This window comes from Thioalkalivibrio sp. ALR17-21 (assembly GCF_000420185.1).
In the GTDB taxonomy this organism is placed as follows: domain Bacteria; phylum Pseudomonadota; class Gammaproteobacteria; order Ectothiorhodospirales; family Ectothiorhodospiraceae; genus Thioalkalivibrio; species Thioalkalivibrio halophilus.
Window position 1 is genome coordinate 1 of sequence record NZ_ATUL01000021.1, and the last position, 15,045, is coordinate 15,045.

Below are 15,045 nucleotides of genomic sequence, written 5' to 3' on the forward strand. Positions count from 1 at the left end.
ACCGGCGGCGAACCGCTGGTGCGTCACGGCCTCCCGGATCTGGCGGCGCGGCTGAACGCCCTGCCGGGCATCGACGACATCTCGCTGTCCACCAATGCGGTGCGTCTGGCGAAGCACGCCGACGCGCTGGCCGCGGGCGGGGTCGGGCGCATCAACGTGAGCCTGGACACCCTGCGCGCGGAGGTCTTCAAGGACGTGACCGGCGGCAAGCTGGAGAAGGTGATCGACGGGCTGATGGCGGCGAAGCGCGCCGGGCTGGACCCGATCAAGATCAACATGGTGGTGATGGGCGGCATCAACGATACTGAGGTCGGCGACATGGTCGACTTCTGCATCGAGCACGGTTTCACCCTGCGTTTCATCGAGACCATGCCGGTGGGCGACACCGGGCGCGCGGCAAACGAAGGCCACTACGTGAACCTGCAGGACGTGCGCCGCGACCTGGAGCAGCGTTTCGAGCTGATCCCCGGGGTGATGCCCGGCGGCGGCCCGGCGCGCTATGTGCAGGTGGCGGGCACGGACATCCGCATCGGCTTCATCACGCCGATCTCGCAGCACTTCTGCGACACCTGCAACCGCGTGCGGCTGTCGGTGGACGGCACCATCCATACCTGTCTGGGCAACGAGCACAGCCTGGCGCTGCGCCCGCGGCTGCGTGACGGCTGCAGCGATGCCGAGCTGGAAGAGGCAATCCTCGAGGCGATCGCGCTGAAGCCCGAGCGCCACGAATTCAACGAGCGCCCGGAGAAGGTCATGCGCTTCATGTCCATGACCGGGGGGTGAATCAGACCACCCAGATCGTCTTGGCATTCACGAACTCGCGGATCCCCAGATCGGCCAGTTCGCGCCCGTAGCCGGAATCCTTTACCCCGCCGAAGGGCAGGCGCGGGTCGCTCTTCACCACCGCGTTGACGAACGCACAACCGCATTCCAGCTGGCGCGCCATCGCCTCGCCGCGGGCGCGGTCGGCGGTCCACACCGACCCGCCAAGGCCAAAGCGCGAACGGTTCGCCAGCTCCACCGCCACCGCGGCATCCGCGGCCCGCGTGATCGCCGCTACCGGACCGAAGGTCTCCTCGTCGAAGGCCGCCATGCCCGGCTCGACGTGATCCAGCACGGTCGGTGCGTAGTAGAAGCCTTCGCCCTCCAGCGGCTCACCCCCGGTGCGGCACACCGCGCCGGCAGCGACACTGCGCTGCACCTGATCGTGCAGCTCGTCGCGCAGATCGCCGCGCGCAAGCGGGCCCAGATCCGTCCCGTCTTCCATCGGATCACCCGTGCAAAGGTCCGTCACCGCCCGGCTCAGGCGGTCCGCAAAGGCCTCGGCGATCGAATCCTCGACGATGAACCGCTTGGCCGCGATGCAGGTCTCGCCGTTGTTCTGGAACCGCCCGCGCAGGGCCTCGCGCACCACGGTGTCCAGGTCCGCGTCATGCAGGACGATGAAGGCGTCCGAACCGCCCAGCTCCAGCACCGAGGTCTTCAGGGCCTTGCCCGCGGCCGCACCCACCGCACGCCCGGCACGCTCCGAACCCGTCAGACTCACGCCCTGCACCCGCGGATCGGCGATCAGATCCTCGACCGCATCGGAGCCCACCGGCAGATTGCGGAAGACCCCCTCGGGGAACCCCGCTGCACGGAACACCTCCTCCAGCGCCTGTGCGCAGTCGGGCACATTGGAGGCATGCTTGAGCAGCACGGTGTTGCCGGCCAGGGTCGCCGGAATGGCCTGGCGGAAGGCCTGCCAGTAAGGAAAATTCCAGGGCATGACCAGCAGCACGGTGCCCAGCGGCTGCCAGGCCACGTACGAGCGGGCCGCCTCGGTGGCCACCGGCACGTCCAGGAGGAAACCCGGCCCGTGCTCGGCGTAGTATTCGCAGGCCACCGCGCACTTCTCCACCTCGGCCAGAGCCTCGACCCGCCGCTTGCCCATCTCGCGGGTCGCGGTCACCGCCAGCTCCTCCTGGCGCCCGCGCAGGACAGCGGCCAGCTGGCGCAGCAGGGCGGCCCGTTCATGCACCGGCTTCAGAGCCCAGGCCGTGCGCGCGTCCACCGCGCCCTGCAGCGCGGCTTCCACGCCGGCGGCATCCATCGGCGGGTAATTCGCCAGCACCTTGCCGGTGGCCGGATTGACGGCAGTCAGTTCAGTCATCTTCGGGCCTCTCTCTCGGGACTCGCCGGGCCAGCGCCCGCCCGGGTGGATTGATCACGCGCCCACAGCCGAGTATAAGACGCACACATCCGTATTCGGTAAGGGCCTTCGCAATCATGTCGAATCTCTCGATCCGCAATGTCTGCCTGCTGGGCGGAACGGGCTTCGTCGGGCACCACATCGTGGCGCGGCTAATCGACCGTGGACTGAATGTACGCGTGGTCACGCGCCATCCGCACCGTCACCGCGAGCTCATGGTGAACCCCGAGGTGGACCTGATCGCCGGCAATATCCACGAGCCGGAAGAACTCGACCGCGTCCTGCGCGACCAGGATGCCGTGATCAACCTGGTCGGGATCCTCAACGAGCGGGGGCATGACGGTTCCGGTTTCCGCCGCGCCCATGTCGAACTGACGGAAAAGGCCCTGGCCGCCGCCGAACGCCAGGGCGTGCGCCGCTTTCTGCAGATGAGCGCGCTGAAGGCCGACATGCCGGACCCGCCCAGCCACTACCTGCGGACCAAGGGCGAAGCCGAACAGGCGGTGTTCGCAACCACGGCATTCCCGGTCACGGTGTTCCGCCCGTCGGTGATCTTCGGCCCGGAGGACAGCTTCCTCAACCGCTTCGCCACGCTGCTGCGCTTCTCGCCGGTGATGCCGCTGGCCCGCGCCGAAGCACGCTTCGCCCCGGTGTTCGTGGGCGACGTGGCCGACCACTTCGCCGAGGCACTGAACGATCCGAAGACCTTCGGCCAGGGATTCGAGCTGTGCGGCCCAAGGGAGTACAGCCTGGGCGAACTGGTGCGCTACGTCGGCCGGGTCTCCGGTCACCGGCGTCCGGTCATTGGCCTGCCGGACTGGGCGGGCCGCCTGCAGGCGAACGTGCTGGAGCACGTGCCGGGCAAGCCGCTGTCGCGCGACAACCTCGCCTCGCTGTCGATCGACAGCGTATGCACCGGGCAGACCCTGCACTGTCCCACCCGGCTGGAGAGCATCGCACCCACCTATCTGGGCAAGGGCGGCCGCGAGGCGCGCATGCAGAAACTGCGCACCAGCTACGAGCGCGACTGAGGCGCCCGCCACCGGGATGCACATCTATCTGGTCGGTGGCGCGGTCCGCGACCGGCTCCTGGGCCGCCCGGTCAACGAACGCGATTACGTAGTGGTCGGCGCCACGCCCGAGGCCATGGAAGCGGCCGGCTATCGCGCCGTGGGGCGCGACTTTCCGGTGTTCCTCCATCCGCGGACCCAGGAGGAATACGCCCTCGCCCGGACCGAGCGCAAGACCGCGCGCGGCTACCACGGCTTCCAGTTCAACGCCGCCCCCGATGTCCCGCTGGAACAGGACCTGGAACGGCGCGACCTCACCATCAACGCCATGGCCGAGGACGACGGCGGCGAGGTGATCGACCCCTTCGGCGGCCGCAATGACCTGGAAAACCGCACCCTGCGGCACGTCTCCCCGGCGTTCGCCGAAGACCCGGTACGCCTGCTGCGTCTGGCACGCTTCGCCGCCCAGCTGGCCCCCTGGGGGTTCGAGATCGCCGACGAGACCCGCGCCCTGCTGCGCGAGCTGGTCGCCTCGGGGGAAGTCGACGCCCTGGTTCCGGAACGCGTCTGGGCCGAGTGCGAAAAAGCCCTGGCCAGCCCCGCTCCGCGCCGGTTCATCGAGGTGCTGCGCGAATGCGGCGCGCTGACGGTGCTGCTGCCGGAACTGGAACACCTGTTCGGCGTACCGCAGCCGGCGAAATACCACCCCGAGATCGACACCGGCGTACACACCCTGATGGTGCTGGACCAGGCCACGCGCCTGAGCGACGCGCCCGAGGTCCGCTTCGCGGCGCTGACCCATGATCTGGGCAAGGCGGACACCCCGGAGGACATCCTGCCCGCGCACCACGGGCACGAGGAACGCAGCGCCACCCACATCAAGGCGCTCGCCGAACGCCTGCGCATTCCCCGGCGCTACCGCGACCTCGCGATCCGCGTAGCGCGTCATCACGGCCTCGCGCATCGCCTGTTCGAACTGCGCCCGAAGACCGTGATGAAACTGATCGAGGGCCTGGATGCCCTGCGCCGCCCGGAGAACGTCGAGCCCTTCCTGCTGGCGGTCGAGGCCGACTTCCGCGGGCGCACCGGCTGGGAGGAGCGCCCCTACCCCCAGGCCGACGCCCTGCGCCGCGCCGTGGAGGCCGCCGCGGCCGTCAGCCCGCAACCCCTGATCGAGGCCGGATACCAGGGCCCGCAGCTGGGCGAGGCCCTGCGCCGCGAGCGCATCCGCGCGATCGCCGAAGCCCTGGAAGGGCACTGAACCCGGCCCCACTTGCCTGCAACGCGCAGCGGCCGTACTCTTCACGGTTCGTTGCCGCACAGAGGATCCCGCAATGGATTTCGCCAAGGCCCGGATGAACATGGTGGAACAGCAGGTACGTCCCTGGGACGTACTCGACATGCGCGTACTGGGGGTCATGGAGACGCTGCCGCGCGAGCGCTTCATGCCCGAACCCTACCAGGCCCTGGCCTATGCCGACACGGAGATCCCCCTCGGTCACGGCGAGGAAACCCTGCCGCCGCGCGTGATCGGGCGCATGCTGCAGGCCGTGGCGGCCAGGCCCACCGATACCGTGCTGGAGATCGGCACCGGGTCCGGCTATGCCACCGCCTGCCTGGCGCGCATGGGCGCCCATGTCGACAGCGTGGAACGCCACGACGACCTGCGCCTGGCCGCGCGCAACCGCCTGCACGACCTGAACATCACCAACGCGGCGCCGCGCACCGGGACGGTGACCCCCGAATGGCGTCCGCCGCGGGAGCGCTATGACGTCATCGCCGTCAACGGCGCCATGACCGAATACAACGACTTCCTGGAACAATTCCTGGCGCTGGGCGGCCGCCTGTTCGTGGTGACCGGGGAGCCTCCGATCATGGAGGCGCTGCTGGTGACCCGGACCACCGAGGACAACACCCTCCACGAGCAGCTGTTCGAGACCCGCGTGCCGCCGCTGGCCGGCTTCGAACCGCAACCGGCCTTCGAATTCTAGGCCACCGAAAGCCCTGTCCGTCCCGAGCCCGTCCGCCACTGGCGGCGGGCTTTGCTAGTATGTAAAGCCTCGCCTGTCCGGATCGAATCGCCATGAAACGACTGCACCCCCTGCTCGCCGCCGCCGGTCTCGCCCTGTTCACGGCCGCCCCCGCCCAGGGCGCGAGTCTGATGGAAGTCTACGAACAGGCCGCGCGCGAGGATGCCGAACTGCAGATCGCCGAGGCGGAATACCGCAGTGCCCTGCAGAACCGCCCGGCGGCCCGCTCCGGCCTGCTGCCTCAGCTGCGCGGCGAGATCGAGGGCGGTGCGTTCTACAACGACCCGGACGGACGCGACAGCACCGATGGCCGGCAGAGCCGTTTTGCGCTCTTGCTGGACCAGAGCATCTACGACCGGCGCAACTACGTGGAACTGAGCCAGGCCGACCTGGAGATCGCCCGGTCCGAGGCGGAACGCGATGCCGCGCGCCAGGACCTGATGCTGCGGGTGTCCGAGGCCTATTTTGACGTGCTCGTGGCCCAGGAAGGCCTGGAGTTCAGCATCGCCGAGCTGGAGGCCATCGAGCGCCAGCTGGAGCAGACCGAACGCCGCTTCGACGTCGGCCTGATCGCCAGCACCGACGTAAAGGAAGCACGCGCCCAGCGCGACCTGGCCGAAGCCCAGCGCATCGCCGCCGAAAACGAACTGGACGTGGCCCGCGAACAGCTGGCCTTGATCACCAACCGCTACTGGGACGAACTCGATACCCTCACCCCCGAGGCCGAACTCCAGCTGCCGCAGCCGCGGGATGCCGAGGCGTGGGTGCAGCGTGCCCTGGAAAACAACCTGGAGCTGGCCGCCCAGCGCCTCGCCACCGAGACCGCACGCGAACAGATCCAGCGCCAGCGGGCCGAAGGGCAGCCGCGCGTGGGCCTCAGCGCCTCGGTCTCGGAAAACCGCTACCACGGCATAGACGGCAGTGGTGACACGGATATCGACTTCACTGCGGCCGGATTCAACGCCCAACAGGCACGGGCGCTCGAAGGCCTGGCCGGCGCCGGCGGCAGCCAGTTCGAGGATGGCCGGGAGGCGCAGATCGGCATCCGTCTGGAGATCCCGCTGTACACCGGCGGCCGGGTGACCGCCCTGACCCGTCAGGCGCGCGAGGACTTCCAGGCCGCGCAGCAGGGGCAGACGCAGGTCGAGCGCATGACCCGGCGCGACACCCGCAACGCCTATCTCGCCTCGGTGGCCACCGAATCCCGCGTGCGCGCACTGAACCAGGCACTGGAATCGACCCAGGCGGCGTTCGAGGCCGCCGAGGCCGGGTTCGAGGTCGGAACCCGCACCCAGGTGGACGTGCTCCTCGCCCTGCGCGAGGTATTCGGCGCCGAGCGCGACTTCGCCGAGGCGCGTTACGACTTCCTCGCCAACACCCTGCGCCTGGAACGGGCGGCGGGACAGCTCACCGAGGAAGACCTGGAATCCATCGACGCCATGCTGGACTGATGAGCACCGCCGCGCGGGCCCGCTGCGAGCGCTCCGACCGCTCGCCGCTGCTGCTGGTGGACCTGCAGGAGCGGCTGATGGCGGCGATGCCGGAGACCGAGCGCCAACGGACGGTGCGCAACGCCAGCCGGCTGGTCGAGGCCGCACGCCAGCTGGAGATCCCGGTGGAGGTGTCGCGCCAGTACCCCCGGGGGCTGGGCGACACCGTGGAGCCACTGCGCTCCGCTCTGGCCGAACTGGACGAACTCGCCACCGTTACCGACAAGACCGCCTTTTCCTGCTGCGGCGAGGCAGCCCTGGAACAGCGCCTGTCCGGCTGTCGCAGCGTGGTCCTCGGCGGCGCCGAGACCCACGTGTGCGTGACCCAGACCGCGCTGGACCTGCTGGATGCCGGGGTCACGGTGTTCGTGGCGAGCGACACGGTCTGCTCGCGCAACCCCGAGCTGCGCGTCAACGGCCTCGAGCGTCTGCGCGCGGCGGGGGCGATCATCACCAACCACGAGTCCGTGCTGTTCGAATGGCTCGGCGATGCCCGCGCCGCCGAGTTCAAGTCGGTCAGCCAGTTGCTGCGGGAGGTCTGACACATGCGCGTCGTCGGCAATCTCCTGCTGGGGATCTGGCTGGTCCTGTATGGCCTGCGCGGCCTGCTCGGCCTGCAGTTTCAGTACGATCACTACGTCATGAGCGCCCTGGCACTGATCGCCGGCGTGCTCTTCATCCTGCGCCGATAGAGAGACTCCGATCGCATGCGCCTGACACCGGACGAATACCGCGAACTGGACGGCCGCCGCATCACCCTGCTGGGGATGTCGGGTGTCGGCAAGACGCGGCTGTCCAACATGCTGCGCCAGGAGGACTGGTTTCATTACTCCGGCGACTATCGCATCGGCACGCGCTACCTGAACGAACCGATCCTGGACAACATCAAGTCCCAGGCGATGCAGGTCCCGTTCCTGCGCGAGCTGCTGCGTTCGGACTCCATCCAGATCATCAACAACATCACGGTCGACAACCTGCATCCGGTCTCCAGCTTCCTCGGAAAGCTGGGCAACCCGGAGCTGGGCGGGCTGCCGCTGACCGAGTTCAAGCGCCGGCAGGCCCTGCACCACGAGGCCGAGGTGCAGGCAATGCTGGACGTGCCGGACTTCATCCACAAGGCGCGCACCCTGTTCGGTTACCCGCATTTCGTGAACGATGCCGGCGGATCGGTGTGCGAGCTGGACAGCCCCGGCGTGCTCGAGACCCTGGCCGAACACACCATCATCCTCTATATCCAGGCCACGGACGAGGACGAGCGGGAGCTGATCGAACGCGCCGAGGCCAACCCCAAGCCGCTGTACTACCGCGAGGCCTTCCTCGACCAGCAGCTGGCCGAATACATGCGCATCGAGGAACTGGAGTACGTCGCCCAGATCGACCCCAATGCCTTCGTGCGCTGGGTCTTCTCGCGCCTGTTCCGGGCGCGGCTGCCGCGCTACGAGCAGATCGCCGAAACCTGGGGCTATACCGTCAGCACCACCGAGGTGGCCCGGGTGCGCAACGCGGCCGACTTTGACGAGCTGGTCTGCATGGCCCTGGAACGCGAGAGGCGACTGTAATGCCCCTGGTTGCACATTCCGGACTCCCCACCTTCGAACGCCTGCGCAGCGAGGGCGAATCCGTTCTGCCGAACGATTTCGCCCGCCAGCAGGAGATTCGCGCGCTGCACATCGGGCTGCTGAACATGATGCCGGATGCCGCGCTGGCGGCCACCGAGCGTCAGTTCTTTCGCCTGATCGGCGAGAGCAACCAGATCGCGCAGTTCTACATCCATCCGTTCACGTTGCCGCAGCTCAAGCGCGGCCGGAAGGGGCGCGAGCACGTCGAGAACTACTACGAGGATTTCGAGCAGCTCAAGGAAGAAGGCCTGGACGCGCTGATCATCACCGGGGCCAATGTGACCCAGCCCGATCTGGCCCTGGAGCCGTTCTGGGAGCCGCTCGCCGAGGTCGTGGACTGGGCCTGGGACAACGTGACCTCCACGCTCTGCTCCTGTCTGGCGACCCATGCGGTGCTGCAGTCGCACTACGGCGAGCACCGCCAGCACATGGGCGAGAAGCTCTGGGGGGTGTTCCCGCACCGGGTGGTCGACCGCAGACACCCGCTGGTGACCGGGGTGAACACCCGCTTCGACGTACCGCATTCGCGCTACAACAAGGTCACCCGCGATCAGTTCGAGCACCACGGGCTGCGCGTTCTGGTCGAGAGCGAAGAAGCCGGCATCCACCTGGGCGCCTCGCCGGACGGCTTCCGCATGGTCTTCTTTCAGGGCCACCCGGAGTACGACTCGATCAGCCTGCTCAAGGAATACAAGCGCGAAGTGGTGCGCTACATCGAGGGCGACCGCAAGGCCTATCCGCCACTGCCGGAGAACTACCTGATGCCGCAGGCGGCCGCGATCCTCGATGAACACCGCGAGCACGTGGAGGCGGCGCTGGAACACTGCACCGAGATCCCGGCCCTGCCCGAGGCCCTGCTGCTGGACCGCCTGGACAACACCTGGCACGACACCGCGCTGGCGGTCATCAACAACTGGCTGGGCAATGTCTACCAGCTGACCAACCTCGACCGCCGCAAGCCCTTCCGCGACAGCGTCGACCCCGACGACCCGCTGGCCGGGCGGCGGTAGAACGTCACGCCGGAACCCGACCCCGGTCATTGCGAGGCGCCGCAGGCGCCGTGGCAATCTTTTCTGCGGAGGCACCCGAGCCGAACGCCCTGTCGGTGTCCGGAGGTTGCCACGGCGCCTGCGGCGCCTCGCAATGACGGGCGACACAACGGAAGGACTGCATGACCGAGACCGATCGCGCGAAACGCCGGCGTCCCCTCGTCAGCCTGTACGAGACTATCGCCGGGGACGAGGATGCCCGTGCCTGCAAGGACATCCCCGAGGGGGCCTGCCGCGCGCAGCCACGCAATTTCGTCGTCCATCTGGTCGCCAACACGCTGTCCAAGATCGGCGACGAGCTGGCCTCCGCGCGCCTGGTCCTGGCATGGCTGCTGAGCGCGCTGGGGGCACCGGCCACGTTTGCCGGCTTCCTGGTCCCCATCCGCGAATCGGGCTCCCTGCTGCCACAGCTGTTCGTGGCCGCCTCGATCCGCCGCCGCGCCATCCGCAAGGGGTTCTGGGTGCTGGGCAGCGCGCTCTCCGGTATCGCGGTCGCGGGCATGGCCATCACCGCCCTGACCCTGGAAGGAGCAGCCGCGGGTTGGGCGATCATCGCGCTGCTGATCGTGTTTGCCCTGTCGCGCGGGATCAACTCGGTGGCATCCAAGGACGTGCTCGGCAAGACCATCGCCAAACAGCGCCGCGGCACGGTGATGGGCTACGCCGCCTCGGCGGCCGGCTTCTTCACCCTGGCCCTGGGCGGGTACCTGACACTGGCCAGCCTGGACGATGCCGGTGTCGGCCTGTTCGTGGCCCTGCTGGCGGCCTCGGCCGGCGCCTGGTGGATCGCGGCGGCGGTGTTCGCCCGCCTGCACGAGGATCCGGGTGCCACCGAAGGGGGCGTCAACGGGTTCGGCGAGGCCCTGCGCTCGCTGCGCCTGCTGTGGAGCGATCGTGCCTTTGGTCACTTCGTGCTGACCCGGGCGCTGCTGATGAGCACCGCGCTGGCGCTGCCGTTCTACGTGCTGCTGGCCGAGGATGCGACCGAGGGGGCGCTGGCGACCCTGGGCCTGCTGATCCTCGCCAGCGGTCTCGCCTCCGCACTCAGTGCCCCGGTGTGGGGCCGGATGTCCGACCGTTCCGCCCGCGGGGTACTGGTGGTCGCCGGACTGCTGGCGACGCTGCTGGGCTTCGTCGTCGCCCTGGGGAGCTGGTTCGCCCCGGCCGCCTCCGGCCTGCTGGACATGGGCTGGGTGCATGCGGTGCTGTTCTTCCTGCTGGGCATCAGCCACGCGGGCGTGCGTCTGGGGCGCAAGACCTATCTGGTCGACATGGCCACGCAGGAGACCCGCGCGGCCTTCACCGCGGTCAGCAACACCGTCATCGGCGTGCTGCTGCTGGTCGGGGGCCTGTTCGGCCTGGTGGCCCAGCTGGCCGGCACCGAATTCGCCATCTTCGTACTGGCGCTGATGAGTCTGGCCGGGGCCCTGAGCGCCTGGCGCATGAAGGAGGTCTGAACATGGCCCTGATCACCCTGCGCGACATCCACCTGGCCTATGGCATGGCCTCGCTGCTGGACGGCGCCGGCCTGAGCCTGGAACCCGGCGAGCGGGTGGCGATCGCCGGGCGCAATGGCGAGGGCAAGTCGACCCTGCTGCGCATCCTCGCCGGCGAGGTGGAGCCGGATGCCGGCGATATCACCCGCCGCGACGGGCTGACCGTCGCGTGGCTGACCCAGGAGCTGCCGCCGGGCATCGAGGGGAGCGTGTTCGACGTGGTCGCCGAAGGCCTGGGCGAGTCCGGGCGGCTGCTGGAACGCTTTCACCACCTGAGCCAGGCGGCCGCCAGCGGCGACGCCGAGGCCCTGGAGAAGATGGGGCCGGTACAGGCACAGCTGGACGCGATCGACGGCTGGAGCTTGCAGAACCGGGTCGAAACCACCCTGTCGCGGCTGGAGCTGGACCCCGAGGCCGAGTTCGCCACCCTCTCCGGCGGGCTCCGGCGCCGTGTGTGGCTGGCCCGCGAACTGGTGCGCGATCCCGACATCCTGCTGCTGGACGAGCCCACCAACCACCTGGACGTGGCCGCGATCCGCTGGCTGGAGGGCTTTCTGACCGGCAGCCGCATGACCGTGGTGTTCATCAGCCACGACCGCCAGTTCATGGAGAACGTGGCCACCCGCATCCTCGAGCTGGACCGTGGCCAACTGCACGAACACCCGCCGTCCATCGCCGCGTTCCGCGAGCGCCAGGCCGAGCGGCTGGAGGTCGAAGCCCGCCAGCAGGCGGAGTTCGACCGCAAGCTGGCGCAGGAGGAGGCCTGGATCCGCCAGGGCATCAAGGCCCGGCGTACGCGCAACGAGGGCCGCGTGCGCGCATTGCAGCAGCTGCGTCAGAAACGCGCCGAACGTCGCGAACGCGCGGGGCAGGTGCGCATGCAGCTGAGCCCGGAACAGCGCTCCGGCAAGCGGGTGATCGAGGCCGAACACGCCAGTTTCGGCCACGCCGGCAAGCCGGTGCTGCACGACGTGAACCTGCTGCTGCAGCGCGGCGACACCCTGGGCGTGATCGGCCCCAACGGCGCCGGGAAAACCACCCTGCTGCGCGGCCTGCTGGGCGATCTGCCGCCGCTGGCCGGGACGGTCAAGCTGGGCACCCAGCTGACCATCGCCTACTTCGACCAGACCCGCGCCCACCTGGACGAACAGACCACCGTGCAGGATGCCGTGGGCGAGGGCCGCGAACAGGTGACGGTCAACGGCGAGACGCGCCATGTGCTGAGCTATCTGGGCGATTTCCTGTTCCCGCCGGCGCGCGCCCGCCAGCCCGTCTCCGCGCTGTCCGGCGGCGAACGCAACCGCCTGTTGCTGGCGAAGCTGTTCCTGCGTCCGGCCAACCTGCTGGTGCTCGACGAACCCACCAACGATCTCGACGTGGAGACCCTGGAGCTGCTGGAGTCGCTGCTGATCGAATACAAGGGCAGCGCCATCGTGGTCACCCACGACCGCGCATTTCTCGACAACGTGGCCACCAGCACCCTGGTGGTCCCCGGCGATGGCAGCATCGAGGAGTTCGTCGGCGGCTGGTCGGATCTGCCCGAGCGCGTGACCCGGCGCCTGATCGAGGGGGACCCGGCGCCGGACTCCGGGGCCGCCGCGGACGCGGCATCCCGGGCCACAACCCGGACCGCCCCGGCGCCGGAGCCCGCCGTCGCGGCCTCGGGCTCGGGCTCGGGCTCGGGCTCGGGCTCGGGCAAGCTCTCCTACAAGGATGCCCGCGAACTGGAGGCCCTGCCGGGCCGCATCGAGGCGCTGGAGACGGAGCAGGACTCGATCAACCAGGCCCTCTGCGACCCCGAAACTCAGCGGGACGGCGAGCGCGTGCGCGAACTGCAGGCGCGCCTGGCCGAAGTGGAACAGGAGCTGGAAGAAGCCTACCAGCGCTGGGAAGAACTGGAATCCTGAAGCTCTCGCCCGCGTCTCTCCCGGTGAAGCCCGGCCGGACCACCTGCCTTTTCGCGGCTCCGGGAGCGATGCCCCCCCACGAAACACTCAACTCCGGGGCATCTTTGCCGTAACAGCAGGAGAAACGACACGACCCGCGGGTCACCCTTTTCGTGTACGCCCGTACGCGGTGGTAGCAAGCGCCCGCAGAGGCGCCGGCGGAGGAGCAACTCATGCTGGACAAGTTTTCGATCCGCGGACTGCTGACGGCCGGCTTCGGCCTGGTGGTCCTGATCCTCGTCATCAACTCGGTCATGGCCCTGCATGCGCTGCAGACCGGCGCCCGGGACGTACAGAACCTGACCGGAGAAGACTACCCGGCCGTCGCCCGGGTCAACGAAGTCCAGCAGCGGCTGCAGGAAAGCGCGGCCTTCCTGGGCTTCTACCTGATGAGCGACGAGCAGGGCCACCATGACGCCTGGCTGGAATCCATGGACGCCCTGCAGACCGCGGCACGGGAGCTCAACAACGACCCGGTGGTGGCGGCCGACCGCGACATGGCCCGCTCGGCCGAAGCGGTCCGCGAACACGTCGACCGCTTCCACGGCCACGTCGACCGTCTGACCGAACTGGCCACCGACGACGCCGCCAACATGCCCGCGCTGGACATCGCCAACCAGCGGGCCAATCCCGCCACCCGCGCCATGGCGCAGCAGGCGTCCACGATGATCGACGCCGAGACCAACCTGCCGGAGTTCCAGCGTTCCCTGGAACGTCTGCAGCAGTTCCATAACCTGCGCATGAGCGCACTGCAGGTCACCTCGAACCTGCGCGGCTTCCTTGCCTTCCGCGACGACGCCTTCGTCCAGAACGTGAATCTCTATCGCGGGCAGCTGGAAAGCATCGTGGAGGATCTCGAAGGGCAATCCGCCACCCTGGACTTCGAACAGGAAATCGCGCTGGAAGATTTCGCCGGATCACTGGAAACCCTGCGGGGTGCGCTGGACGACATCTTCGAGGTCCACGGCTCGCCCGAGGCATTCCAGGATGCCGACATGATCCGCACCGAAATCGGCCCGCTGCTGATGGAAGCCCGCGGGGAACTGGATGGGCTCAGCGAGGCCATCACCCGGCGTGCGGAGACCCGGGCCGGTGAACTGACCACCACCATGCGCAACACCCAGGTGGCGCAGATGGTGCTGGCCATCGCGGGCATCATCCTCGGACTGGCCGGCGCGGCCACCATCATCATCACCATCCGCCGGGCCATGAACCGCTCGTCCACCGCGCTGGAGGAGATCGCCGACGGCGACGGCGACCTGACCCGCCGGCTGGAAGAGCACGGACTGAAGGAGACTGCCGCGCTGGGGCGCGCCTTCAACCGCTTCACCGACAAGATCGCCAGTGCCGTGGGCAAGGCCCGTGGCAGCACCGAGACCCTGCGTCAGGCCACCGACAACCTGAACCAGGAGGCCTACGGGGCGCGCGAGGCGGTTTCGCGCCAGCGCGACGAGACCGAACGCGTGGCCACCGCCATCAACGAGCTGCAGAGCAGCGCCGAGGAGATCGCCCGCAACACCGACGCCACCTCGCAGTCGGGCCAGGAGGCCGGTAACGCCGTACACCAGGGCATGGAGGTCATGGAACGCAACGTGGCCTCGATGTCCTCCCTGCTGGGCACCGTGGAACAGGCCGCCGACACGGTCTCGAACCTGGGCGAGGATTCGCGCCAGATCGGCACCATCCTCGAAGTGATCCGCGGAGTGGCCGAGCAGACCAACCTGCTGGCGCTGAACGCCGCGATCGAGGCGGCCCGCGCCGGCGAACATGGCCGCGGCTTCGCGGTGGTCGCCGACGAGGTGCGCAAGCTCGCCACCCGTACCCAGGAGTCCACCGACGAGATCGAGGGCATGATCTCGCGGCTGCAGAGCGCCACCAATAACGCGGTCTCGGTGATGAAGAAGGGCCAGGAAGAGGCCGAGACCACCATGGAGCACACCGCCGAAGTGAACGGCGCGCTGCAGCAGATCCGCCAGTCGGTGGACAACATCTCGGAGATGACGGATCAGATCGCCGTCGCGGCGCGCGAGCAGACCACGGTGGTCGAGGACATCAACCGCACCATCGTGCAGATCTCCGACGGCGCCGACCAGTCCGCCGAGACCGCCGACCGCGTCAGCGCGGCCTCCGACGAGCTCAAGCAGGTGGAAAGCGAGATCCAGCGCGCCCTGGCGCAGTTCCGTCTCTGAACGCCGGCCCCGGGGTAGCCGGGTC

At 68.7% G+C, this 15,045-nt stretch carries 13 protein-coding genes; 12 read left to right on the forward strand and 1 reads right to left on the reverse strand.

Annotated features, from left to right (window positions below; genetic code table 11):
* Window positions 1-783 (forward strand): GTP 3',8-cyclase MoaA (locus G020_RS0110825; RefSeq protein ID WP_024329577.1); only part of this gene is annotated, 783 nt, incomplete at its 5' end.
* A gap of 1 nt (window position 784) precedes the next feature.
* Here the strand turns inward: G020_RS0110825 and G020_RS0110830 are convergent.
* Window positions 785-2,152, reverse strand: a complete 1,368-nt coding sequence (locus G020_RS0110830) for an NAD-dependent succinate-semialdehyde dehydrogenase (RefSeq protein WP_024329578.1) — start codon at window positions 2,150-2,152, stop codon at window positions 785-787.
* A 116-nt stretch (window positions 2,153-2,268) separates the two neighbouring features.
* Here G020_RS0110830 and G020_RS0110835 point away from each other — a divergent pair, with 116 nt between their 5' ends.
* The 11 genes from G020_RS0110835 to G020_RS0110885 all read left to right on the forward strand — a co-directional run bounded on the left by G020_RS0110835 (window position 2,269) and on the right by G020_RS0110885 (window position 15,020).
* Window positions 2,269-3,222, forward strand: a complete 954-nt coding sequence (locus tag G020_RS0110835) for a complex I NDUFA9 subunit family protein (protein ID WP_018947103.1) — start codon at window positions 2,269-2,271, stop codon at window positions 3,220-3,222.
* Window positions 3,223-3,238: 16 nt separating this feature from the next.
* A complete protein-coding gene (locus G020_RS0110840; protein WP_024329579.1) occupies window positions 3,239-4,462 on the forward strand; it encodes a multifunctional CCA addition/repair protein in 1,224 nt (407 codons plus the stop codon).
* A 73-nt stretch (window positions 4,463-4,535) separates the two neighbouring features.
* Complete coding sequence (locus G020_RS0110845) at window positions 4,536-5,192, forward strand: protein-L-isoaspartate O-methyltransferase (protein ID WP_018947105.1); 657 nt, start codon at window positions 4,536-4,538, stop codon at window positions 5,190-5,192.
* Window positions 5,193-5,284: 92 nt separating this feature from the next.
* Window positions 5,285-6,682 carry a TolC family outer membrane protein gene (locus G020_RS0110850; RefSeq protein WP_024329580.1) on the forward strand — a complete coding sequence of 466 codons (1,398 nt, stop codon included), beginning with the start codon at window positions 5,285-5,287 and terminating at the stop codon, window positions 6,680-6,682.
* A complete protein-coding gene (locus tag G020_RS0110855; protein ID WP_024329581.1) occupies window positions 6,682-7,263 on the forward strand; it encodes an isochorismatase family protein in 582 nt (193 codons plus the stop codon). Before G020_RS0110850 ends, G020_RS0110855 begins: the two co-directional genes overlap by 1 nt.
* 3 nt (window positions 7,264-7,266) lie before the next feature.
* Window positions 7,267-7,413 (forward strand): hypothetical protein, encoded by a 147-nt coding sequence (locus G020_RS15400; RefSeq protein WP_018947108.1) that lies wholly within the window; start codon window positions 7,267-7,269, stop codon window positions 7,411-7,413.
* A gap of 15 nt (window positions 7,414-7,428) precedes the next feature.
* Window positions 7,429-8,280, forward strand: coding sequence for a hypothetical protein (locus G020_RS0110865; RefSeq protein ID WP_018869054.1), 852 nt, complete (start codon window positions 7,429-7,431; stop codon window positions 8,278-8,280).
* On the forward strand, window positions 8,280-9,350 hold the full coding sequence (locus G020_RS0110870) for a homoserine O-succinyltransferase (RefSeq protein WP_018947109.1): 1,071 nt from the start codon (window positions 8,280-8,282) through the stop codon (window positions 9,348-9,350). The genes G020_RS0110865 and G020_RS0110870 overlap by 1 nt, the downstream gene beginning before the upstream one ends.
* 161 nt (window positions 9,351-9,511) lie before the next feature.
* Entirely contained in the window at window positions 9,512-10,846 is a 1,335-nt protein-coding gene (locus tag G020_RS0110875; protein ID WP_024329582.1) for an MFS transporter, read from the forward strand.
* A 2-nt stretch (window positions 10,847-10,848) separates the two neighbouring features.
* Window positions 10,849-12,792, forward strand: a complete 1,944-nt coding sequence (locus G020_RS0110880) for an ATP-binding cassette domain-containing protein (RefSeq protein ID WP_019590555.1) — start codon at window positions 10,849-10,851, stop codon at window positions 12,790-12,792.
* 212 nt (window positions 12,793-13,004) lie between these two features.
* Window positions 13,005-15,020: a methyl-accepting chemotaxis protein gene (locus G020_RS0110885; RefSeq protein WP_024329583.1), complete on the forward strand. Its 2,016-nt coding sequence runs from the start codon at window positions 13,005-13,007 to the stop codon at window positions 15,018-15,020.
* Window positions 15,021-15,045: the final 25 nt, after the last annotated feature.